The organism is Prevotella pallens ATCC 700821 (assembly GCF_000220255.1).
Taxonomy (GTDB): Bacteria; Bacteroidota; Bacteroidia; order Bacteroidales; family Bacteroidaceae; genus Prevotella; species Prevotella pallens.
In genome coordinates, this window is record NZ_GL982513.1 from 1,396,766 (window position 1) to 1,419,580 (window position 22,815).

The 22,815-nt window shown below is 36.7% G+C and carries 18 protein-coding genes; 8 read left to right on the top strand and 10 right to left on the bottom strand.

Going from position 1 to position 22,815, the window contains the following annotated elements; genetic code table 11:
* Nucleotides 1-427: 427 nt before the first annotated feature.
* Nucleotides 428-1,093 (bottom strand): hypothetical protein, encoded by a 666-nt coding sequence (locus HMPREF9144_RS05390; RefSeq protein ID WP_006044890.1) that lies wholly within the window; start codon nt 1,091-1,093, stop codon nt 428-430.
* 171 nt (nt 1,094-1,264) lie between these two features.
* On the opposite strand from HMPREF9144_RS05390, the gene uvrA reads away from it, so the two are divergent.
* From uvrA to HMPREF9144_RS05410, 4 genes are all read left to right on the top strand, one after another.
* Nucleotides 1,265-4,120, top strand: coding sequence for an excinuclease ABC subunit UvrA (gene uvrA / locus HMPREF9144_RS05395; protein ID WP_006044891.1), 2,856 nt, complete (start codon nt 1,265-1,267; stop codon nt 4,118-4,120).
* A gap of 13 nt (nt 4,121-4,133) precedes the next feature.
* Entirely contained in the window at nt 4,134-4,877 is a 744-nt protein-coding gene (locus HMPREF9144_RS05400) for a hypothetical protein (protein ID WP_006044892.1), read from the top strand.
* Between the two features lie 150 nt (nt 4,878-5,027).
* Nucleotides 5,028-5,369 carry a hypothetical protein gene (locus tag HMPREF9144_RS05405; RefSeq protein WP_006044893.1) on the top strand — a complete coding sequence of 114 codons (342 nt, stop codon included), beginning with the start codon at nt 5,028-5,030 and terminating at the stop codon, nt 5,367-5,369.
* A gap of 78 nt (nt 5,370-5,447) precedes the next feature.
* Entirely contained in the window at nt 5,448-6,044 is a 597-nt protein-coding gene (locus tag HMPREF9144_RS05410; RefSeq protein ID WP_006044894.1) for an imm11 family protein, read from the top strand.
* Nucleotides 6,045-6,385: 341 nt separating this feature from the next.
* Here the strand turns inward: HMPREF9144_RS05410 and HMPREF9144_RS05415 are convergent, their stop codons facing one another.
* From HMPREF9144_RS05415 to HMPREF9144_RS05425, 3 genes are read right to left on the bottom strand one after another with little or no spacing between them, the layout of a single operon-like run.
* Nucleotides 6,386-7,489, bottom strand: a complete 1,104-nt coding sequence (locus HMPREF9144_RS05415; protein ID WP_006044895.1) for a glycosyltransferase family protein — start codon at nt 7,487-7,489, stop codon at nt 6,386-6,388.
* A gap of 16 nt (nt 7,490-7,505) precedes the next feature.
* Nucleotides 7,506-8,489: a glycosyltransferase family 2 protein gene (locus HMPREF9144_RS05420; protein WP_006044896.1), complete on the bottom strand. Its 984-nt coding sequence runs from the start codon at nt 8,487-8,489 to the stop codon at nt 7,506-7,508.
* On the bottom strand, nt 8,441-9,337 hold the full coding sequence (locus HMPREF9144_RS05425; RefSeq protein WP_006044897.1) for a glycosyltransferase family 2 protein: 897 nt from the start codon (nt 9,335-9,337) through the stop codon (nt 8,441-8,443). Before HMPREF9144_RS05425 ends, HMPREF9144_RS05420 begins: the two co-directional genes overlap by 49 nt.
* A 53-nt stretch (nt 9,338-9,390) precedes the next feature.
* On the opposite strand from HMPREF9144_RS05425, the gene HMPREF9144_RS05430 reads away from it, so the two are divergent.
* Nucleotides 9,391-10,887, top strand: a complete 1,497-nt coding sequence (locus HMPREF9144_RS05430) for an oligosaccharide flippase family protein (protein WP_006044898.1) — start codon at nt 9,391-9,393, stop codon at nt 10,885-10,887.
* Nucleotides 10,874-11,866 carry a glycosyltransferase family 2 protein gene (locus tag HMPREF9144_RS05435; RefSeq protein ID WP_006044899.1) on the top strand — a complete coding sequence of 331 codons (993 nt, stop codon included), beginning with the start codon at nt 10,874-10,876 and terminating at the stop codon, nt 11,864-11,866. The genes HMPREF9144_RS05430 and HMPREF9144_RS05435 overlap by 14 nt, the downstream gene beginning before the upstream one ends.
* A gap of 106 nt (nt 11,867-11,972) precedes the next feature.
* On the opposite strand, the gene HMPREF9144_RS05440 is transcribed toward HMPREF9144_RS05435, so the two are convergent.
* From HMPREF9144_RS05440 to nrfH, 6 genes are all read right to left on the bottom strand, one after another.
* Nucleotides 11,973-12,701: a YebC/PmpR family DNA-binding transcriptional regulator gene (locus tag HMPREF9144_RS05440; RefSeq protein ID WP_006044900.1), complete on the bottom strand. Its 729-nt coding sequence runs from the start codon at nt 12,699-12,701 to the stop codon at nt 11,973-11,975.
* Nucleotides 12,702-12,714: 13 nt separating this feature from the next.
* A complete protein-coding gene (gene pheT, locus HMPREF9144_RS05445) occupies nt 12,715-15,183 on the bottom strand; it encodes a phenylalanine--tRNA ligase subunit beta (protein ID WP_006044901.1) in 2,469 nt (822 codons plus the stop codon).
* 666 nt (nt 15,184-15,849) lie between these two features.
* Nucleotides 15,850-16,647, bottom strand: a complete 798-nt coding sequence (ccsA, locus tag HMPREF9144_RS05450) for a cytochrome c biogenesis protein CcsA (protein ID WP_006044903.1) — start codon at nt 16,645-16,647, stop codon at nt 15,850-15,852.
* Nucleotides 16,644-17,951 (bottom strand): cytochrome c biogenesis ResB family protein, encoded by a 1,308-nt coding sequence (locus tag HMPREF9144_RS05455; protein WP_006044904.1) that lies wholly within the window; start codon nt 17,949-17,951, stop codon nt 16,644-16,646. Before HMPREF9144_RS05455 ends, ccsA begins: the two co-directional genes overlap by 4 nt.
* Before the next feature lie 44 nt (nt 17,952-17,995).
* The gene (nrfA, locus tag HMPREF9144_RS05460; protein WP_006044905.1) at nt 17,996-19,492 is read right to left on the bottom strand and encodes an ammonia-forming cytochrome c nitrite reductase; all 1,497 of its coding nucleotides are present in this window, start codon (nt 19,490-19,492) and stop codon (nt 17,996-17,998) included.
* A gap of 11 nt (nt 19,493-19,503) precedes the next feature.
* The gene (gene nrfH / locus HMPREF9144_RS05465) at nt 19,504-20,109 is read right to left on the bottom strand and encodes a cytochrome c nitrite reductase small subunit (protein WP_006044906.1); all 606 of its coding nucleotides are present in this window, start codon (nt 20,107-20,109) and stop codon (nt 19,504-19,506) included.
* 232 nt (nt 20,110-20,341) lie between these two features.
* Between nrfH and HMPREF9144_RS05470 the strand changes: the two genes are divergently transcribed.
* Both HMPREF9144_RS05470 and HMPREF9144_RS05475 read left to right on the top strand, forming a co-directional pair.
* Complete coding sequence (locus tag HMPREF9144_RS05470) at nt 20,342-21,811, top strand: PepSY domain-containing protein (RefSeq protein WP_006044907.1); 1,470 nt, start codon at nt 20,342-20,344, stop codon at nt 21,809-21,811.
* Nucleotides 21,804-22,163, top strand: coding sequence for a DUF488 domain-containing protein (locus HMPREF9144_RS05475; RefSeq protein ID WP_040595587.1), 360 nt, complete (start codon nt 21,804-21,806; stop codon nt 22,161-22,163). Before HMPREF9144_RS05470 ends, HMPREF9144_RS05475 begins: the two co-directional genes overlap by 8 nt.
* Nucleotides 22,164-22,815 lie beyond the last annotated feature (652 nt).

A 22,815-nucleotide genomic window follows, 5' to 3' on the forward strand; every position in this document is an offset into this window, starting at 1 on the left:
ATATTATCAAAAATTTGTAATATAAAATTTAGGATTTATAATTATATTTTTTAATTTTATAATTATGATTTATCTACGTTTTAATTAAAAGTAGATGTAGTGGCTTTTTTATTATTGAGGTTGAGAATATTTAGCAAGTATTTCTCTATTTTTGCTGTGCTAAATAAAACAAGCTGTGGGCTTTGTATGTAAGTAATACAAGAAGATTATAATTCTAATATAAACCATTATCATTTTAAGATTATGGCTAACTTGTATATAGAGAGCCTTTATTCATTAGCTGGTTGCGAGAATATTCGTACAAAACAGTCTTGAGAAAGCGAAAGATGTGAGAGACCTTTTATGTTTAATAAGAAAAAAGGACATTTAGAGATTTCTTAATCTTCCAAATGTCCATTAAATTTATATTGTTTTTTATCGGTATTTATTATTTTTCTACACCATCAGTTGTTAAGAGTATTTTTTTTCCATCATATTCGGCTTCAAAGTATGGAGGCTCTTCTCTGAGCGAAATACTGTCGTATTTGAATGGAGTAACCAATGTATCTTTTCCATCTGGCAGAACCAAGCCTAATTTTCCATTTAATTGTGCTATAACAGGCATAGTTCGTAAATCATCAACATATACATAGCACGTTCTAACAAATTCATATTTAGTACTTAATATTGTATTTCCTCGATAATCTACAATGCCAAATTTACCATCTTTTTCTACAACTTGATGATACTGAATATAGGTTTCTTTTAGTAATTCCAGATAGTTAGCCATTTTACGTTTATCGTTCACTAAGGTAAGCAGATATTCGAAGGTATCAGAATAATTAGCTATCGAACGAACTAATACCATTTTCATATCAAGTCCTTTCAGTGCCTTGCGGTTTAAATCTAAATAAAGTGCGATAGCTTTTTCTCTTTCTTCTAACGAAAGGTCTTCTAACGATTTTTCAAAACGTAACATCTGTTCTTTAGAACCGCACATTCCTTTTATATAACGGTGTATTTGTCTGCCCATTTCCTTGCAAGCGAAATGTCTAATCTGACGTTCTTCAACAGGATCGGCAAAATTGTGTATAATGTTATTTTTATTTCCCATAACTATTTCTCCTATGTTTTTTAAAGATATTACGTTAATTCTAAATTATGATTATAGAATAAGATTGTAGTAACCTTTTTTATAATGAACATGGTGCAAATATACGATATTCTGAATAGGATACCAAAAGTTTTTTGTATTTTTGTGCATTGAAAAGATATAGACTTACCAATGCAAATGGAGAAAAAGAGTAAACAGGAAGATAATTATATAGAAATAAAAGGTGCTAAAGTAAACAACTTAGCCAATATAAATGTAAAGATACCCCGTGAGAAATTTATAATTATAGCAGGAGTGTCGGGCTCTGGTAAGTCATCGTTAGCATTCGATACACTTTATGCAGAGGGACAACGCAGATATGTTGAAAGTTTATCGGCATACGCTCGTCAGTTTTTAGGCAGAATGTCGAAACCTGAAGTAGATTTTATAAAGGGACTCCCACCAGCTATTGCAATCGAACAAAAAGTTATAGCACGAAATCCACGTTCAACTGTTGGAACTTCAACAGAAATATACGAATACCTACGATTACTTTATGCACGAATAGGACGAACTTTTAGCCCTAAAACAGGAGAAGAAGTAAAACGACATACGGTAGAAGATGTCATAGAAAAAGTTAAAAGTTTTTCTGCTGGTACGAAATTTTGTATTCTTGCTCCATTAAATGTTCAAGAGGGTAGGAGTATAAGAACCCAACTTGAAATGGAAGTTCAGGAAGGTTATGCACGTATTTATGTTGCTGGTGATATTGTGCGTATTGAAGATTGGTTGGAATCAAACGATGAAAAGAATGAAGAGAATGCTGGTAATATTTATCTTGTTATCGATCGCTTAACTTTCACCGATAATAAAGAAACAATATCACGTCTTACCGATTCTTGTGAAACAGCTTTTTTTGAAGGCGATGGAATGTTACAACTGTTACTATTACCATCTAAAGTTACTTACGACTTCTCTACACGTTTCGAAGCAGATGGCATTAAGTTTGAAGAACCTAACGACAATATGTTTTCTTTCAACTCTCCATTAGGAGCTTGCCCTACCTGCGAAGGTTTTGGACACATTATTGGGATTGATGAGCGTTTGGTTATTCCAAATAGTTCGCTTTCTGTTTACGATGGTTGTGTACAATGTTGGCACGGTGAAAAAATGAAAGTGTGGCACGATGAGTTTTGTCGTAGAGCTGCAAAAGACAACTTTCCAATATTCAAGCCTTATTTTGAATTATCGCAAACAGAAAAGAAACAACTATGGCATGGACTTCCAAGTGAAGCAGATAATCCACTTTCAGACAAAATTTGTATTGATTCTTTCTTTCAAATGGTAAAAGATAATCAATACAAAATTCAATATCGTGTACTTTTAAGCAGATATAGAGGTCGAACTATTTGTCCCGATTGCTATGGACGACGATTAAAGAAAGAAGCAACATGGGTTAAGATAAACGGAAAAGCTATCACCGATTTAGTAGAGATGCCTATTATCAACTTAAAAGAATGGTTCGATAATATACGACTAACAGAACAAGAAAAAGATATTAGTAGACGATTGTTGTTAGAAATAACTAACCGTATTCAGTTTCTTGTAGAAGTAGGATTGGGTTATCTTACACTTAACCGTCAATCTAATACACTTAGTGGAGGCGAAAGTCAGCGTATAAATCTTACTACATCGTTAAGTTCTTCATTAGTAGGCTCACTATATATATTAGATGAACCAAGTATAGGACTACATAGTCGCGATACTGAACGACTTATTCATGTATTAGAAGAATTAAAAGCCATTGGAAATACTGTAATTGTAGTAGAACACGATGAGGAGATAATACGTTCTGCTGATTATCTTATTGATGTAGGACCTGATGCTGGACGTTTGGGTGGACATATTGTATATAATGGTATTGTGCCAGAAATTAATGATGCTAATAAAGCTAATTTATTAGAAACTTATCCCAATTCGTATACAATAAAATATCTTACAGGTGCAGAAACTATAGAAGTACCACTGAGCCGTCGCCCATGGAATTTATCCATAGAAATAAAAGGTTGTCGAATAAATAATTTAAAGGGGTTAGATGTAAAGATACCACTCAATGTTCTCACTGTAGTAACTGGAGTTAGTGGAAGCGGTAAATCATCGCTTATAAAAGGAACTTTATATCCAGCATTGAAAAGACGTCTTGACGAAGTAGCAGATTTACCAGGAGAATATTCTTCGCTGACAGGTGATTTAGATAAAATAGCTCATGTAGAATTTGTAGACCAAAACCCAATAGGGAAAAGTACACGTTCTAATCCTGCAACATACGTTAAGGCATACGATGAAATTAGAAAGCTATTTGCCGACCAACAACTTTCAAAACAAATGGGCTATACACCACAGTTCTTTTCTTTTAATGCTGACGGAGGAAGATGTGAAGAATGTAAAGGCGCAGGAGTTATTACAATAGAAATGCAATTTATGGCAGATTTAGTTTTAGAATGTGAAGAATGTCATGGTAAGCGTTTTAAACGAGAAATTCTTGATGTTACCTTTGCTGGAAAGAATATTAATGATATTCTAGATATGACGGTTTCAGAAGCTATACAGTTCTTCACAATTAATAAACAAAAAACTATTGTAGCTCGATTACAACCTTTGGAAGATGTGGGATTAGGTTATATAAAGCTTGGACAAAGTTCATCGACACTATCTGGTGGCGAAAATCAACGTGTGAAACTTGCATACTTTATTGGAAAAGAACGACAAGAACCATCGCTGTTTATTTTTGATGAACCAACAACAGGACTGCATTTCCACGATATAAAGCGCTTATTGCAGGCTTTTGATGCGCTTATTTCAAAGGGACATTCAGTGTTAGTCATAGAACATAACCTTGATGTAATTAAGTGTGCCGACTATATTTTAGATATTGGTCCAGATGGTGGAGATAATGGTGGTAAATTAGTTGCGTGTGGTACTCCTGAAGAGATAGCTCGCAATAAAAATAGCTTGACAGGAAAATATCTTATAACAAAGTTGAAATAAAAGACTAAAGAATATGAAATATAAATTCTTAATATTTTTATTAATACTTGCTAGCAACTGCTTTGCAACTAACTCTCAGCTTAACTTTGTTAGAATGAATGAGAAATTGGCATTGGACACATTAGACGAATATGGTTATGATGTTGAGGCTGATACTGTTGCAAATTATTTAAACAAGCCCATTCAGCATCTAATGAAATTCCAGAATGATACAATACAACTAAGCATCTCTATTCCAAAAAGCTTTGCTGGATATTATAAATGGAATGGGTTTACAATATCAAAATTCTATATAAAAAGTGCAGAAGCTACTTTCAAAGGATTACACGCTGCTATACTTTCACCTGTTACAATGACAGCGAACAGAGAGGACATTGCTGATTCTATCTATACCGATCGTCTACTTATTATTGAATATAAAAATAAAAGATGGGTGTACGCTAATATTATTCGCAATACTGAAGGAGATGATCAGCCCGAACATGAAGGCTTATCAGTTGGAAAAGAGGGTTTGAAATTAAGTTACATGGCAGGACAAGGTTATAAGTATTGTTATAATATGCTTATTGCAATGTTTTTGGGACAACCTTGTTTAATGAATTTATTAGTTGAGGAAAATAATGCTACTGCACAATATCAAGCTACTCACCAATATAATTTTACGCCAGGCGAAACAGAATCTTACTCACTTTATAAATATCGACGTAACTTTCCTATGTTGCTTCGCAATGGAAATTATGATGCCTTTATAGAGTAACACTATATTTCAATCCATTATTTCCTTCTTAAACTTTAGACTGACAATGTACAATAGAGACTGCCCATTTATAATAATATAAGGAGTTTTAGCTGTTACAATGGATAAGAAAGGATAGGTTCTAAATCATATAAGAAATGAAAATAAGTTATGTTTACAGGTATTGATTACGTTCTATATACACAGAAAAAGCAAGAAGTGTTTATCCAAGACGTGAAGAATTCTTTCTCATTATGGACTAATCCTCATTATGTTATTGACGATGAAGACGAAACAACGGATATATATGTTGCTAAAAATAAATATATGTTCGATCTTATGGACGAAAAAGGATTTTATACCAATAAGGATTCTGGCGAAGGTCCATTTTTACTTATATTTAATAGTAACTATTCTTCAGATAGTAATAGCATAACTTTGGTTCTTCCTAAGGATATTGAAACATCAAAATTTGCAAGAAAGGTGTTTGAGTGGCTTAAAACTATTTTGTAGACAAATGCAAACTAGAGCCTAAAAAGAAATCTTTGATAGAAGATTATTCAGTGAAGAATAAATAGATAAAATAAAATTATGAATGGATATATTTTAACAACTACAGCGAACACGAATGGGTGGGTGGTTTACGAAAATGATATTTCTATAGATTACAAAGAATTTTTCAAAGGAGAACTTCTACCAAGCGAAGAATTACCGTTGTTCTATAACATTCCCAAAAGGTCAAACTTAAAGAAAATAAAGTCTGCCGTATTATTGGAATCGGCAGGTCCTGAATTAGTATGTAAACGATTAAAAGATGTGTTAGAATCGCTAACGGGAGACATTCAGTTTTTTGATGTAGACTTATTTTGTGGCGATGAAAAGGTTGAGGGTTTTTACGCTATGAATTTACCACGCCGAATGAAATGTGTTGATTTAGAAAACAGCGAATTCCGCCTAATGAATTTCGACAGAAATAATCCAGATTATATGTTCTATTATATGAAACTTAGAAAGAACATCTTTAACGACAACAATGCTTACGTCGTGCGTTGTGAAGAAATGCACAGAAGTATTGTTGTTAGTGAGAACGTTAAAATTGCATTGTTTGAAACTGGATTAAAGGGGCTACAATTCAGCGATAGTGTAGACATAACACCACAAGAAAGAACAATATATGAAAGAATATGAAATGATTAAATCAAACTTTATAAAGTTTAAAACTCTTAGAATTACAAATAATTAAACAACGAACTACCTTTACTCTATAACACTTCCAAAAGTTTTAACTAAAAGTATTTAGTTTTCATCTGAATGACATAATACCATAACGGTTGTTTTTGTTTATGATATCTAAATTGCTACTAACAGATATCTGAGACGAATGTTACAGATATCTGAGGCGATCATTACAGATGTCTGAAAAAAGACAACAGTATATGAGAACTTTTATAAACATCAGATACCTTCTATTCAATTAGTGAATAAACAGTAAGTGCTACTTATAAAATCCCGACTTATTTATACTACTTTTATTTCTCTAAAATAGACCTATAGAAAGCTTCGTATTGCTTTGCTATTTTTATGTAATCGTGATGTTTCCGGATATAATCGATACTTTCTTGTTGTAACTGTGGTATACGTTCGGGGTGGAGTGTCAATAATTTTATTTGTTCGTAACAGCTTTCATAATTAGGCTGGACGTTTATGATGGGGTGGAGTAGTGTTTCGTTTAATATTTCGTAGTTTTCGGGCTCGCCTCCTCCAATGCATATAATACCTCTACTCATAGCTTCCAATGGATTCATTGATGGAGTGTAGCTATAAAGTTGATCGAGTATAGCGTCAGAACCTTCCATTAGTTTTACGTATTCATTGAATGGAATTCCTTCGGCAATGCGTAATTCCAATAGTTCTGGATAATCTGCCTTAACGGCTTTTGCTGCACGGAGCATAATGTCTGTACCTTTATATTCAGAGCGATTCTTGCTTATTCCTATAAAAAGTTTAAGAGGTCCATCTAGTCGTTCTGCTTTTGCATTCTTCCCTTCGGTAATGATAGGGAAGGGAATAAAGACTGTTTTCTTGGGAAAAAATTGCTGATAGCAAACTTTGTATTCGTACAATCCTGCCACAATGCCATCACAATCGTTTGCAATAGTTTTGTTCAGCTTTTCTTTATCGGTATTTATCCAATCGTGTTGTTCTATAATGGCATCTTTGTTAGTTCGTAGTGTCTTGCCAATGTTAAAGTCGCTATATCGCAAAGGCATAGTTGTACTATTAACGTACACCCAATAGTAGTCCATACCAAAAGCTCCCATTATAATCTTTTTGTTATGACGACGCAAGTAGTTGTATATAGGTTGAATACGTTTTGCTTTTAGGTCGATAAAGACAGGGTTGATTATTTGCACAATATCGTAGCCACGCAACTTGTGTAGATTAGCGAGTAGATGAAGTAAAAGCCGAAGTCCAGCAAATCGTCCTGACGGTCGGACAAGGTTAATATCACGAGGATATGCCTTCCAATAATCACCATTTGAAGCAACAACAACTTTATGCCCTAAGCGTTCTAAACCAGCTTTCAAAGAGTTGTGCACGTTGCTGTACTCGCCAATCAATAATATCTTCATTTGTGTTATAGTATTTCTAATGACGATTAGGTAAAGTACGAATAAGAATTTTCCGTCCAAATCCAGAGTTAATTAACGCAGAAAATAATCTATATTTCCGTGTGTAGTTCTTCTTTGGAAGAGGAAATAGTCCTCGTTTCTCAAGCCGTAAAATAACGTGATTTAGATATTGTTCATCGCGTGTTAGAACAATAACATTGTAAATATAATCCATTGTTAGTTGTGCTACACGGCGTAACATTGCCATTCTATCTTTAGCAGGCATAAGGTCGGCTTTGCCTTGCAAAGTCTTTATAATCTGTTCGGTATCTTGCAACCGCATTAGTATCCAACGTTTATCCTTTTTATGCGTTATAGATTCTTTACGTTTCCTGTAAAAATAGGCTTGCACCTTAGTGTTGTAAACCCTATCGGCACAAATAAAGAGCTGTGGGGTAAACTCTTCGTCTTCGTGTAAGATACCTTTTGTAAAACGCAAATTTACCAATATATTCTTCCTAAAAATATATCCGCATGCCGATGCTCTCAAATTGTTATTGTGCATATACTCAGAGCCAGAGACGACCTCGTTGTTTGCAAGTTGTATGTTTGATGTATCTTTGGTAGCAAAATCAAAAAGAACAATATCGGCATCTTTAAATCTTATAAAGTCTAGACACTTATCGTAGTTACCAGATATAAGAAAGTCATCAGCATCTATAAACTGAATATATTGTCCCTTTGCCATTGCAATACCAGTGTTTCGGGCTTGACTAAGTCCTTGATTGGGTTGCCTAATATATATCATCTGGTTCGCAATTTCTGCCAATAAGTTGAGTGGTGAATTGTCTGAGCCATCATCAATAACAATAATCTCACGTTCTTCCGCGCTAAGCGTGAGTTTAAGAATACTATCGATACATTTCTTTATCATATCAATAGGTTCGTTGTAATAGGTTATGATAAAACTGATTAGCGGTAGAGTTTTATCGCTTTGTGGAAGATGGTGTTGAGTTTGCATAAGCGTTTTATTCCTAAGAGATGAAGTAATATTAGTTTAAAGCTACTATAGAAAGGACGAATGGGTAACACTGGTGCGTGTCTGGTAGCTTCGTAAACATCTAACTGAATATTTAAAATATGTGCGTAATAAGTAGCATCAATATCATTATTACCATTTATTATGTATTCTAAATGTGCTTCTAACAGACTCGTTAAGTCTTGTCCATTAGCATTAGCGGTAATCCCTTCGTTATTCCAACAATAATAGTATGTTCCTCTACTAGTGGTTGCAATGGTCTTTGCTATAGCCATAAGTTTCGGCAGCGTGTGTGCATCTTCGAAGTTCTTACCTTTGGGAAATTCAATATTGGTAAACAGTTCACGTTTATATATTTTGTTCCATGCATAAGTATGGCGATAAGCCTGTCCTTTCAGCCAATACTCTTGTTTGTTTTGATAAACACAATCGTCTAATATTAATGTGTTTTGTGCTTTCGAACCGTATCTTTCGATAACCGAAAATTCAAGAATATCATATTCAGGGTGCGCATTCAACAAATCTATAATCCCTTTATAAGTATCTTGTGCTATAAAGTCGTCAGAGTCTATAAACGTGATATATTTTCCCTTCGCAACCTTTATACCTGTGTTTCGTGCAGCAGAGAGTCCTTGGTTGCTTTGGTGTATAACGCTAATTCTGCTGTCTGATTGGGCAATTTCGTCTGCCATTACAGAGGAGTTATCTTTAGAGCCATCATCAACCAGTATCATTTCAAAATCTTGAAACGATTGTCCTAAAACGCTATCAATACATCGCTGAAGCGTTCTCTCTACATTATAAATAGGTATAACAATGCTTAGCTCCATAAATTTCCTTGTTGCAAAAATAATAAAAACTTTTAAATTACGTTTAAAGATTAATGAAAAAGACAGACAGCTACGGGCATATTCTGCGATATACTGGGCTCTTTGGTGGAGTTCAGGGGTTAAATATATTAGTTGGTGTCGTACGAAATAAGTTGGTTGCAATGATTTTAGGACCAGAAGGAATGGGGCTTATATCGTTGTTTAATTCTACTTTGAAATTAATGAGCGACTCTACCAATTTTGGCATATCTATCAGTGCAGTTAAGAATATATCTGAATATTTCGATAAGAGCGATGAAGAAAAGTTGGCAAATACCGTGAAGTTAGTACGTTCGTGGAGTTTGCTAGCTGGACTGTTAGGGATGTTTCTATGCATCGTGTTGAGTCCGTTATTAAGCAAATTTACTTTTTCGTGGGACGGGCACCGCTTGCACTTCATTCTTCTTTCGCCTATTGTTGCTTTAATGGCATTGTCGGGTGGAGAGCTTGCAATATTAAAAGGTCTTAGAGAGTTAAAGAAGTTAGCTATAATCTCTATTTTAAATGTGTTAGGTGCATTAATTTCTTCTGTTCCGTTATATTACTTCTTTCGCGAAAAAGCAATTGTACCGTCATTGGTAATAATGGCACTTATTCAGTTTGCTCTTACAATAGCTTATTCATATCGTATTTATCCCTTGCGTTTAATGAACCGTTGGCAAAATATGCGTGGAGGAGTGGGTATGCTACGGCTTGGAATAGCATTTGTTATTGCAGGTATTTTAGGCTCAGGGGCAGATTTTTTGATTCGTAGCTATATAAATAATGTGGCGAATATTGATACAGTAGGTTTGTTTAATGCTGGCTATATGATGACGATGACTTATGTAGGTATGGTGTTTGCAGCAATGGAAACCGACTTTTTCCCTCGTCTTTCGGGTGTTAATCATTACCTATTTACATTTAATCAGATTGTGAACAGACAAATAGAAGTTATGTTGTTGTTGGTTTCACCGCTATTAGTGCTATTCTCTTTGTTTCTTCCTATATTGCTTCCTCTATTATATACAGGTAAATTTATGCCCGCTTTGGGTATGATGCAAGTCATTATGCTTGCTATGTATTTTAGAGCTATAAAGTTGCCAGTGCAGTATATACCATTGGCAAAAGGCGATTCTACCTCTTATTTACTTTTAGAAGCTGTATACGATGTAATATTAGTGATTGCTGTAATTCTGAATTTTAATAGGCTCGGTTTAGTTGGAGCTGGGTGGGCGATAACCATTGCAGGCTTTTTAGACGCTGTATTAGTATTTGTTTATTCGCGATGGAAGTACGGTTATAAGGTCTCTTCAAGTGTCTTGCTTTATTCGTCTATTCAGATTCCTATAGGACTCTTAACTTTTATGATAACTCAGCAAGATAATCTGCTGGTGTATTGGGGTGGGGGATTGTTGTTGGCTATGATAAGTATAGCTATATCGTTTCTTTTTCTACGAAAGAAAGCAAATTTGTGGAAGGGAGTTGCTTCTAAATTATTAAGAAGAATTAAAAGAGATGGCAACAATTAGTATTTTAGTAGCTGTATATAATGCAGAAAAGTATCTGCATAAGTGCTTAAAATCTCTACAATCGCAGACACTTCATAATATAGAAATTATATGTGTTAATGACGCTTCTACCGACTCGTCGCTTAGTATTCTTAATGCGTATGCTAAAAAAGATGAGAGGATAAAAGTAGTACACTTATCCCAAAATGTAGGAATAGCCAAGGCACGAAATGCTGGATTACGTATTTCTACTGGACAATATATTGCATTTGTTGATAGCGACGATTGGTTGTCTGAAGATGCTTGCGAAAAGGCTTTTGATGTTTTTACACATTATCCATTAACCGATACAGTACTTTTTCAAGTGAAAAATGTCTATGGTGATAAAGATGTAGATTTCATTATGCCTTCTTTTACCACCTTAGACGGCTTTACGGCATTCCGTGAAAGTTTGACTTGGAATATTCATGGTGTTTATGTTGTTAAGCGTGAACTGCATCTTCGTTTTCCATACGATGAATCGGCTGTAGCATATAGTGATGAGAATGTAACTCGTCTACATTATCTAAACTCACGAGAGGTACGCATTTGCAATGGTATTTATTATTATAGGCAACATTTAGGTTCGGTAACGCATAGAGTAAGTTTACGTCGCTTCGACTATTTGTTAGCAAACCAGAGTATGAAACAGCAACTAAAAGCATTGAATGTTTCGGACAGGATACTCGATATATACGAAGAAGTGCGTTGGCGGAATGTGATAGGACTTTATATGTTCTACTTTTTGCATCGTAAGAAACTTGATAGGAATTCTCGACAACAAGGATTAGCTATTATAAGAAGAAGTTGGCAAAGTATTGAAGTTGACCGCTTACCTCGCTGGTTGGTAAGGAAGTTTGGTTATATCCCATTCCAGAAGTCTTGGCTTGTATTCCGTTTGCAAGAAGAGACTTATTTCTTTTTGCGCGCCTTACTTGGTAAAAACAAAGAACAGCTATAGTAACCTTTCTTATAAAAAGTCTATAATGCAGCAGTTATTGCGCACAAAGGGGTGTGCCGTTATTTTGACACACCCCCTTTATGTTTTTTACTTATGATGGAGCGTTTTACTCAGCAGGTTTCATATTTGTATAAACGTTCTGTACATCATCGAACTCTTCTAACTTATCAACCATCTTGTCAATAGTTTCACGTTCTTCGTCGGTAACTTCTTTTAAGTCGTTTGGAATACGTGTAAACTCTGCAGAAGTAATTTCGAAGCCATTATCTTCTAAATGTTTCTGTATTTCGCCAAAGCTAGTAGGTTCGCCGTAGATTGTTATTTCTCCCTCTTCTTCGTCTTGGTCGAATTCATCTTCTACGCCATAATCAATAAGGTCGAGTATAAGCTCTTCCATATCTATACCTTCTTTCATTTTGAAGGTAAACACAGCTTTATGGTCGAAGAGGAATGCAAGCGAGCCTTGTGTACCAAGTGTTCCATTAAATTTATTAAATATGGAACGTACATCTGCTACAGTGCGTGTAGTGTTATCGGTTAAGGTTTCTACGAAAATAGCTATTCCATGAGGACCGTATCCTTCGTATGGCACCTCTTTATAGTCGCTTGTATCTTTACCCATTGCGTTTTTTATGGCGCGCAATATATTGTCTTTAGGCATATTCTCACGTTTGCAAGTTGCAATAATGGCACGCAATCGTGGATTTGTTTCAGGTTCTGGACCGCCAGCTTTTACAGCAATAGCAATTTCTTTACCTAACTTTGTGAATGTTCGAGCCATGTGGCCCCATCTCTTTAGCTTTGTAGCCTTGCGATATTCGAATGCTCTTCCCATTGGAATTGTGTATTTATCGGAGTTCTGCTCCGAGTTTTGTTGTTATGTTTTTAATTAATTTCTGCATAATGGCATCAATTGCCTTATCGTTTAATGTCTTTGTCTCGTCTTGAAGAATGAAATTCACAGCGTAGCTCTTCTTACCTTCTGGAAGGTTTTTACCCTCGTACACATCAAAGAGTTCTACCTTCTTTAGAAGTTTCTTTTCTGTTTGGCGTGCTATCTCTTCTATTTGTGCAAACTCTATATTTGAGTCTAATAAGAGTGCTAAGTCGCGACTGACACTTGGATATTTAGATAGTTCTTGGAACTGCAACTTATTTTTGCGAATTGCTTTCATTAAGTTTGTCCAATGTATATCGGCATAGAAAACTGTCTGCGCAATATCCATTTTCTTTAGTAGCTTATGGCTTAGGATACCCATTTCTACGATAGTTTTACCACCACGAGTCTTTAAAGCTAGTGCTTTATCGAAGATATTATTATCTGATGCTTCGGTGGTAAGTGCATTTTGTGCGATTCCTATACGTCGAAGAATATTCTCTACGTTTGCTTTTAGTTCGTAGAATGAACTCTCTTCATCGGCATGCGCCCACGAGCCTTGTACTCGTTTACCAGTTATCCAAAGTGCTAAATGGTATTCTTGCTGGTATGCTTTAATAGGATTTTCTTCGCTCCACTTTTCTTTTTCATACTTGTAAGTGTTGCCAACTTCGAAGAACTTTAAGTTTGTTGCCTTTCTATTTATATTGCGACGGATACTTTCTAAGCCTCCGAAGAGCAATGTTTGTCGCATTACGCCCAAGTCGCTTGATAGTGGATTCAGTATTTTAACGCATTGTTCCCACGGATAAGCGTTAAGATTTGCTTCTTCGTAGTATGACTGTGCGGTGAGCGAGTTGTTTAAAATTTCGTTGAACCCAGCACCAACAAGCTGTTCGCTAATAATATCTTCGCGATGAAAGTCTTTGTCGGCTTCTTCAGCAATAGTAAGCGATGATTTTAATTCGGTTGGTATTTCAACGTTGTTGTAACCATAAATGCGCAGAATGTCTTCTACAACATCGCACGGACGTTTTACATCTACTCTATAAGGAGGCACTATTAAGTCGATTCCTTCAGAATCTTCTTTTACTATCTGCATTTCCAAACTTGTTGCTATATTCTTAATAGTGTCTGCACCAAGTTTCTTTCCTATCAGTCGGTCGGCATATTCGTAGTTTAATCTAACTGGAAATCCGTCCATCTTTGTTGGATATACATCGCAAATGTCCATACTGATTTTGCCTCCAGCCAGTTCTTTGCAAAGAATAGCTGCTTGTTTTAGGGCATAGATGATTCCATTTGGGTCGATACCACGTTCGAAACGAAAACTTGCATCGGTAGAGAGTCCATGACGGCGTGCACTTTTTCTAATCCAAGTAGGGTGGAAGTAGGCACTCTCTAACACTACGTTATGTGTGTTCTCGTATGTTCCGCTTCCTTTTCCACCGAAAACTCCTGCTATGCACATTGGTTCTTCGGCATTGCAAATGGCTAGGTCGTGTTGTCCAAGTGTATGTTCTTCGCCATCGAGTGTAACGAATTTCTTGCCTTCGTTGTTATCTTTCACTATAATCTGCCTACCCGTTACCATATCTGCATCGAAGCAGTGCATTGGTTGTCCGTAAGCCATCATTATATAGTTTGTTATGTCTACGATATTATTGATGGGACGAACGCCTATAATGTTGAGTTTATCTTTTAGCCATTGTGGACTTTCTTTTACTTCACAATCGGTAATGCTAAGGCAGGCATAGCGTCGGCAGGCATCTGTGTTCTCAATAGTTACCTTTATGGGTAAATTATGGTTGTCTACTTTAAACTTGCTGCAATCTGGTCGGTGCAACGATGTTTCGTATCCGTTTTGTTTTAGCCATGCATACAAATCGCGTGCTACGCCATAATGGCTTAAGGCATCGGCACGATTGGCTGTTATATCAATTTCAATAAGCCAATCGCTTTCTACCTTATAGTATTCGGCTGCGGGCATACCCACTTGTGCATCTTCTGGCAAAACAATAATGCCATTGTGGCTTGTTCCTACACCAATTTCGTCTTCGGCACAAATCATTCCGAGGCTTTCTACACCTCTCAGTTTGCTTTTTTTAATTACGAAAGAATCTTCACCATCGTACAAGACACAACCTAAGTCGGCTACTATTACCTTTTGTCCTGCGGCTACATTAGCAGCACCACACACTATTTGTTGTGGCTCGCCTTTACCAAGGTCTACGGTCGTAATGTGTAAATGGTCAGAATTTGGGTGTTCTTCGCAGGTAAGCACCTTACCAACAAACAGTCCTTTCAGTCCGCCTCGAATAGTTTCAACCTCTTCTACGCTTCCAACTTCTAATCCTGTTGATGTTAGCGCTGTTGCTAATTCTTCTGGAGTAAGGTCGAAATCAACGTATTCCTTTAGCCATTTATATGAAATGTTCATTTATATTGTTGTTTTTTATTTATCTATTTTATGCGAATGCTGCATTTTATTTTGGTGCAAAATTACTAATTTCCATCAATATACACAAACCCTATAAAAGCATTTTCGCTATAAGTATGCTTTATGGACCTATTCTGAATAGATTTAAACAATTATATTTCCATTTCTAAGAAGGTGCTCTATGGTTAATATGAGAGGCTAAAAATTAACCAAGATGGCTGATAGGAACATAAAAGTAGGCGAGAAGCAATGTTGCTAATAATGTGCTATGGTGTTGCAAGCTAACGAATGAATTTATAGTTAAATGGCGTATATGGGAGCACGGCTATACGAATGTGTATGTCTTTTACCACTATGTGCTTTCGCTTCTAACACGTCTCTGTAATACTCTTATAAGCAATATACGCTATTATTTACGTGTAAGTAGAGTTTTACTTACATGTAAATAAAGTTTTACTTACACGTAAATAAAGTTTTACTTACGTGTAAATAATACTGTTTAATCAGCATTTAATAAATACAGAATACGCATACGAATATGTTAGCAGAACCGTAAGAAAGTTAGAAAGCACTATACAGCAAAAGAGGAAGTGCCTATTTGACACTTCCTCTTTTCTGTGTTTTGCGTTTATAGCTTCAATACTACAAGCGCTGTTGCCAATCAGGCTATTGCATGTTGTAAGTATGTACGCTGGTGCCTTGTGCAGAAGGCAAATAGTTTATACCCCACCAGCACATTTGCAAGAGTGCGAAGTTTACAATTAGAATCCACATAGCTATTTCTAGATTGCACTTCTTTCGTAACCGGTAATGAATATAGGTAAGATAAGCCAACCAAGTAGCGGCAGCCCAAGTTTCTTTAGGGTCCCAAGCCCAATAGTGTCCCCAGGCATCTTTTGCCCAAAGCGCACCTGTAAGCATACCTAATGAAAGAAAAGCCCAACCTATATACACAAGATTATCGGTTATATCCAGTTCTTTATGAGTTACTATCTTGCTCTTCTTAAAGAACAACAAATAAGCCGCCATAACAAAGGCACCGCCCAAAAGTGCGTATGCAAACATATAAATAATGACGTGCGGTGCAAACCACGGACTTTGTAACGCGGGCATAAGTGTCTTGCTATGAATTTCTGGCTTCAATAAATTAACTCCAATAAACACCATAGATAGAATAGTGGAGAAGGATAGGAGCCATTTGTAGTCCCAACGACTGTAAACAATAACACCTGCTAATGGCAAAAAGAACGAATACCATAAACGAGTTTCGCCCATAGTACGCATAGGAGGACGGTCGAGAGTTATCCACATAACAAGAATATAACTGAAGAATACAACCAATCCGGCTATTGTGGCACTGTATGCTACAACCTTTCTATCTTTCCAAGCAGCGTATGCACCCGTTGCCCAAAGCAACACAGCTACAACAGCAAAATATATAAAGTAATTCCAAAATGCAATCATTTCTTTTCTTCCTCCTTCTTATATTTGTTACGACCAGCAGTTATAAACATTAAAATAGCTCCTAACAGAAGCATATAAATACCTACATAGGTAGCCGGTAGCCAAGGGTCGGATACAAGTTCGTAAACGCTGAGAGTGCTCCACTTGCCTTGCTCCTTATTGAAATCTAGTTGGTAAATCTTCCATGTTCCTATTGTAACAGGCTTGTTTACCTCTATGTGTGTTTTGAAAGCTTTACCTTCTTTCGTATAAATGTTCACGTCCGATGCGTAACGCAATGGCTCACGAGCCGACATAGCTATTTCGGTTCTCTTGTCGAGTTTCAAAGTCGACATAGGAAACATATAACTTCCAGAGCTTACCCAACCCTCTTTCACTACATTGCCTTTTTGCGCTTTAATAAGAATAGCAGTAGCAGCACCTTTATCTTTATATTCAACAAAGCCAGCATGATTAATGCGCATACCAAGGTTGTCCATTCGCATCATATTCATCATCTGTGCAGGCATACCTTTTATCATCTTAATCATGCCCACAGGTAGTGCATCTTCAATATACTTCTTTACAGTAATGGTCCAACCCATCAATTCTCCAGAAGTAAAACCAGGCTCGATAATAATATTCTGCGGTTTATCAATAGGCAGACTCTTACCCGTCTTATTGTCGAATACAGCCAATTTAGGGGGATACTCATCTATACTGAACTTCTGCAGTTCAATAGCAATAGGTAGTTCGTGAACCTCTTGATAGCTATCAATACCACGCCATTCGGGTTTACCTACTTCACAATACATCTTTAGGCGTTGCATATCGGCAGAACCCAATGTACCACAAGTAATGAAAATAAATAATCCTAAATGACTAATGAGCGAAGGAATGAAGCGCTTCTGAAAATGCACAAGCTGATGTATTCCTACTTCGGCTACTATAATTACGCTCCAAAAATAAATAAGAACAAATGGCCAGAAACTAAGCATACGCGTAAGACCAATAGGGTCTATAGCAGGGTGTCCTTCGGCTACTTGTCGGGTTAATCCCATCACAACAGTTAGTATAGACGCAATTGCAAGAGCTGGTACGGCAGCCTCAACCTGCGTCATAAATCGAAACAAATATACTTTAGGGCGAAAAGCATAAAACAGCCCTAACATAATAATAAGTACTGCAAGAGCAATAATATTAGCTGGCCACATAAATACCAGCCATTCCATAGGCCCTATAGAAACCTGCAATAGGGCTCCTGTAATCAGAAGCCCTATACTTATTGCAAATCCCTCGCGATATTTCCAAGGTTTATTCCACATAATATTTATATCCTGTATACAATTCAAATATTCTTAATGATATTTTACATTGGCTTAGTTATAAAGCGTCCATTCTTCTTTGCTGTCTGAATCCATTTAGGAACAACATTATTAATGAAGTCTTTCTTCTGAGAGTTAAGCTTCTTCATATCAAGTCCAATGTAAGATTGAGCCTTAGCCTTTGTAGAGATATCAGGCATTGGAACAGGTTTACTGTATCCATGACGTGCAAGAACGCGAGCTATTTCAACACGTGCTGTTTGTGCATAATCGAGAGCTATGGCGAGCAAACGTGTAACTTCTTGTGGTGCATGGAAACTTGCTCCATGGCTAGCTACAGCATAATCCCAACGCCATTGACTCTTTCGTATTGCCTCAAGAACAGGCTCCATCTCTTTCGCATTTGCCCCCTTGTCCCAAGCGAACTTAGCCTCAATGTGTGCACGAGATAGTTCTTTCTCTACACGGTTGCGCACCTGAAGCACTTTCTCCTGACGTTCATATACATTGCGTCTTAATGTCTCTTCGCTCTGACGGTGGCAAGTCTGACAAGTGCGGTTAATGTTTGCCAATGGAGAAGTAATATGGTGGTCTGTATACTTCACACCGCCTTCTTGAACATAAGGCATGTGACAATCGGCACAACTCAATCCACGCTGACCGTGAATACCCTGTTTGAAGAGCTCATAACCAGGGTGCTGAGCCTTTAAAATCTTTGTTTTAGAAAGCGGGTGTATGTAGTCGTAGAAGCCGATAGAGTCGTAATATTCTTCAGCTGCTTCGCAGGTCAGTCCCTTATCTTGTGGAAACTTAAGATACTGACCATTGTCCTTTTCAAAGTAATACTCGGTATGGCACTGTGCACAAACCAACGAACGCATTTCTTGATGACTGGCTTTGTTTACATCTTTGCCGGCACGTTTCCAAGCCTCATAGAGAGCTGGGCGAGCTGGTCTCAACTCCATTGTGCGCGCATCATGACAGTCTGAACAACCTACAGTATTCATCATTTCATTTCCCCACGTGCTCCACTTTGCAGCATAAAAAGCATTCTTTCCTTTCTCACGCATTAGACGGGGAACGTCAGGACCCTTACAAGTCCAACAGGTACCAGGTTGTATGTCGTCTTGCCCATCTACGCCTGGTGAACCTGTACGCAAGATTTTACGTAAGTCTTCTATTGCATGACGGTGTCCACGAGGTGTATTATATCCACGAGAGAATGAATAGCCATCCCATAAAATAACCATCTCTGGACGCTGTGCTAATACATCAGCTTCTTGTGATGAGTTGTATTTACTCACAAAAGAAGTATCTTCTGTCATCGCCCAAGTTTGATATTCTCTTGGGAAATCTTCAGCAAACTTTTCATTCTGACTTACAATAGAATCAGTCATCACTACTCGGCGGTTATTAAACACTGAGGCAACTTCTGCACGACGCTCTAACATAGAAGAACAGAGCATACCAAGAGCGAAGATAATGAACATTGCTCCGCCGAAGAGCAACCATCCTTGCCATTTCTTTAACTGTTTAGCCATATTGTTTTATTTTATTTTTTTTCAAGTAAGTTTTGTAACCATTGTGGTACAGGAGATGACGGTATAGGCGTCTGTGTTTCTGCATTTGGAGTACTGCTCAATGTATTCATTCCACCGTGAGGAACTTCACGATGACAGTCCCAACATGCTTTTCCTGCTCCGCGTTGAGCTTCCATATAATCTATTTTTCCTGTCCGCACTACTCGTGTATTGAGGTCTTTGTGACAACGGATACAGTTATCCATTATCACTTCTGCCGAAGCCTCTTCTGCCATAATAGCTTGACGCTCTGACTTAGTAACGAAGTATGCTACGTGCTTCATACCATCCATTCCCTTAAACAAATATTTGGCAGCAAAACTAGAATGTGGTACATGGCAATCATTACATGTTGCATCTCGCCCATGGCTTGAGTGCGCCCACGTGGCGTAGTAAGGAGTCATAATATGACAGTTTACACAAGCTGCGGGATCATCACCTATAAGATAGGTTTGCATACGTAGAAGATAGAAAAATAATCCTCCTAATCCCACAATCACACCCGACAAGATGAGTGAAACCACTTTCTGTCGGTAACTCAGCTCGGGAAACCATGATGTAAGCTTTCGCAAATTCATTGTGATTATGTTTATTCTATTATTATACTAAATATAAATCTTTCGGTGCAAAGATAGTTAAAAAAGCACAAGTCGTCAATAGTTTATCCCCATTTATTAGGATAAAATGCTTTAAAAAATATTCAAATTACTAATAAAACATAAATAACAATCCGTAGTAACAAATGTTACCATCTGAACAAAATACCATTATTAAATTTGCTAGTTAATTTGAAGTAAAATTTAAAATTAAATGAAGAAAATGCATCGTTGGTTCGGACTTATATTATGTCTGTTCCTCATAGGGTTTTGTGTCTCAGGTGTAATTTTAAATCATCATGAGATGTTTTCGAGTATAAATGTACCTCGTTCACTTATGCCGAACACTTACGAGTATAAAGATTGGAATCAAGGTTTAATGCGTGGTACGATTGCCAAGGGAGATAGCGTTATTATATATGGTGAGAATGGTTTTTTTCTTACCAACAAGTTAGGGACAAACATAAAAGACTTTAATAAAGGTATGCCCTCCGGAGTAGAGATGCGCAATATACGTAGCGTAACCCGTACTCGTTCGGGCGATATATGGGCTGTAGGAAACTTCCAACTCTATCATTTAGAATCTAATAATGTGTGGGAGACTGTTGAACTTGATGGTCTTGATAGTCGATTAACTGATGTTACTTCTCGTGGCGATTCAGTTGTGGTGGTATCTCGTAATCATATCTGGTTATCCCCCAATACGGATAAACCTTTTAGACAAATACAGCTTAGAGCAGGTACCGACTATGATGGTAAAGTGTCACTTATGCGTACAATATGGCTGATACATAGTGGTGCGCTCTTTGGTACTATCGGCAAAATAATAGGCGATGCTGTTGCTATTATTCTGATAATTCTTAGCATTTCTGGTGTTTGGTTCTTCATAGCTCGTAAATCTCGTGCGGGCAAATCACAGTTAAAAACATTATATTGGATACACCGGCGTATAGGTAGAATAACTATTGTACTTACTTTGTTTGTAACAATAACTGGTTGGTTCCTGCGTCCACCTGCAATGATTGCTATAGTTAAAGGTCGTGTACATGCGCTACCTCTTTCAGTACAAAGTAGCAATAATCCATGGAACGACCAACTACGTGCTGCCCGATATGATTTTGTTAAGAAAGATTGGCTTATCTATACCTCTAATGGTTTTTATGTTCTACAGGATCTTTTCTCAACTCCACGACCAGTGAGTGGTGCGCCGAATGTTAGTTTTATGGGGTTATCATCATTCTACCAAGTAAAAACAGGGCAATGGCTTATCGGTTCGTTCAGCGGTCTCTATTTATGGAATCGTGATGCGCAGGCGGGTGCACCAAGAGTATTACCTATTGATAAAGATATAACAATGGTAGGATTTAGTAACGATTTCAAAGACCCGATACTCATCGACTATTATAAAGGGACAACTTATCCGAAAATGCCTTCTCAGTTTAAAACACTCCCGATGTCTCTTCACATGGCTGCGCTCGAGACTCATACTGGACGTATATATACTTTTTTAAAAGATGGCACTAATGTATTTTACATTGCGATTATTGGATTAGCTATTGCATGGTGTCTTTGGACGGGATACTACAGACCACGTAAGAATCGTAAGAAGAACAAGACTACAAAAAAGACGAAGAAGATACGTCAGCATCTTAGATTAGAAGACGATAATGAAACAAATGAATGAATTGAGAATTAAGCGTATTTATCTTTCACCAGAGAAAGATGATGGATATCGGCTCCTCATCGACCGCCTGTGGCCACGAGGCATTTCAAAAGTTAAGGCGAGTCTAGATGAATGGGATAAAACAGTTGCACCTTCAACAGTACTTCGTAAATGGTTTGGGCATGAAGATGAAAAGTTTGCGGAATTCGAACGAAAGTACTGTTCTGAACTTGATAATAATCCTGATGCGGCACAATTTGCTCAACATGTTAAGAATCTCCTCAATGCAAGCAATGTAACATTATTGTATGGTGCTAAAAACGAAACTTGCAATCAGGCTGTTGTTCTTAAGGCTTGGATACTAAGCAAATAAGAAAGATAAAAGGTGGAACATATATTAATTCACCCAAAACAGATACTTACAATGTAAACAGATTCTTGCTTATATTCGAAAGAAAATCACTTCAAAACTAGTTTTTGAGAATTTAGTCTCAAAGATAGTTCTGAGGTGGTTTTTCTTTTCTAATAAAAACAAAACTGTATAGATAAAAAATTAGATATCTGTTTCTTTCAAATTAGATATCTGTCATAAACAAAACAGATATCTATCAGCACCAAATATGACGTCATATTTTTCTACACAATGTTTCTACCTTCATTCTCAGACTATTTCATTTGAAATGAACGACTGGTAAGATATTATATTGATGCTCATACACTAGTTTGCGATTATATAAAGGTGAATGCGCAAGTAAATAATTCTGTAGGAACGCACAAAAGAATCAAGGCGAAACAATAGACATTGTATGATAAGAAAATAGATTTAGAGCTTAGTTGTTATTGATAAATAATATAAAACTAATCAGCATTATGATAAATATAACAATTAGCTAATTATTATTGAAATATTCTACCCAATCACAGTTTGCTATAAATAAAAACACTCTATTAAGCAGCAGACCATATTCTAACTTATTTGAAGAAAAGCAAGATTATATTTTCCATATATTATTAAAATACATAAA

What these genes read in the sequence shown, in the direction of transcription:
- HMPREF9144_RS05400 (WP_006044892.1), top strand. Translation starts at nt 4,134, where the DNA reads ATGAAATATAAATTCTTAATATTTTTATTAATACTTGCTAGCAACTGC.
- HMPREF9144_RS05475 (WP_040595587.1), top strand. Translation starts at nt 21,804, where the DNA reads ATGAATGAATTGAGAATTAAGCGTATTTATCTTTCACCAGAGAAAGAT.
- nrfA (WP_006044905.1), bottom strand. Translation starts at nt 19,492, where the DNA reads ATGGCTAAACAGTTAAAGAAATGGCAAGGATGGTTGCTCTTCGGCGGA.
- uvrA (WP_006044891.1), top strand. Translation starts at nt 1,265, where the DNA reads ATGCAAATGGAGAAAAAGAGTAAACAGGAAGATAATTATATAGAAATA.
- HMPREF9144_RS05425 (WP_006044897.1), bottom strand. Translation starts at nt 9,337, where the DNA reads ATGGAGCTAAGCATTGTTATACCTATTTATAATGTAGAGAGAACGCTT.
- HMPREF9144_RS05415 (WP_006044895.1), bottom strand. Translation starts at nt 7,489, where the DNA reads ATGAAGATATTATTGATTGGCGAGTACAGCAACGTGCACAACTCTTTG.
- HMPREF9144_RS05420 (WP_006044896.1), bottom strand. Translation starts at nt 8,489, where the DNA reads ATGCAAACTCAACACCATCTTCCACAAAGCGATAAAACTCTACCGCTA.
- HMPREF9144_RS05410 (WP_006044894.1), top strand. Translation starts at nt 5,448, where the DNA reads ATGAATGGATATATTTTAACAACTACAGCGAACACGAATGGGTGGGTG.
- HMPREF9144_RS05405 (WP_006044893.1), top strand. Translation starts at nt 5,028, where the DNA reads ATGTTTACAGGTATTGATTACGTTCTATATACACAGAAAAAGCAAGAA.
- pheT (WP_006044901.1), bottom strand. Translation starts at nt 15,183, where the DNA reads ATGAACATTTCATATAAATGGCTAAAGGAATACGTTGATTTCGACCTT.
- HMPREF9144_RS05435 (WP_006044899.1), top strand. Translation starts at nt 10,874, where the DNA reads ATGGCAACAATTAGTATTTTAGTAGCTGTATATAATGCAGAAAAGTAT.
- HMPREF9144_RS05455 (WP_006044904.1), bottom strand. Translation starts at nt 17,951, where the DNA reads ATGTGGAATAAACCTTGGAAATATCGCGAGGGATTTGCAATAAGTATA.
- nrfH (WP_006044906.1), bottom strand. Translation starts at nt 20,109, where the DNA reads ATGAATTTGCGAAAGCTTACATCATGGTTTCCCGAGCTGAGTTACCGA.
- HMPREF9144_RS05440 (WP_006044900.1), bottom strand. Translation starts at nt 12,701, where the DNA reads ATGGGAAGAGCATTCGAATATCGCAAGGCTACAAAGCTAAAGAGATGG.
- HMPREF9144_RS05470 (WP_006044907.1), top strand. Translation starts at nt 20,342, where the DNA reads ATGAAGAAAATGCATCGTTGGTTCGGACTTATATTATGTCTGTTCCTC.
- HMPREF9144_RS05390 (WP_006044890.1), bottom strand. Translation starts at nt 1,093, where the DNA reads ATGGGAAATAAAAATAACATTATACACAATTTTGCCGATCCTGTTGAA.
- HMPREF9144_RS05430 (WP_006044898.1), top strand. Translation starts at nt 9,391, where the DNA reads ATGAAAAAGACAGACAGCTACGGGCATATTCTGCGATATACTGGGCTC.
- ccsA (WP_006044903.1), bottom strand. Translation starts at nt 16,647, where the DNA reads ATGATTGCATTTTGGAATTACTTTATATATTTTGCTGTTGTAGCTGTG.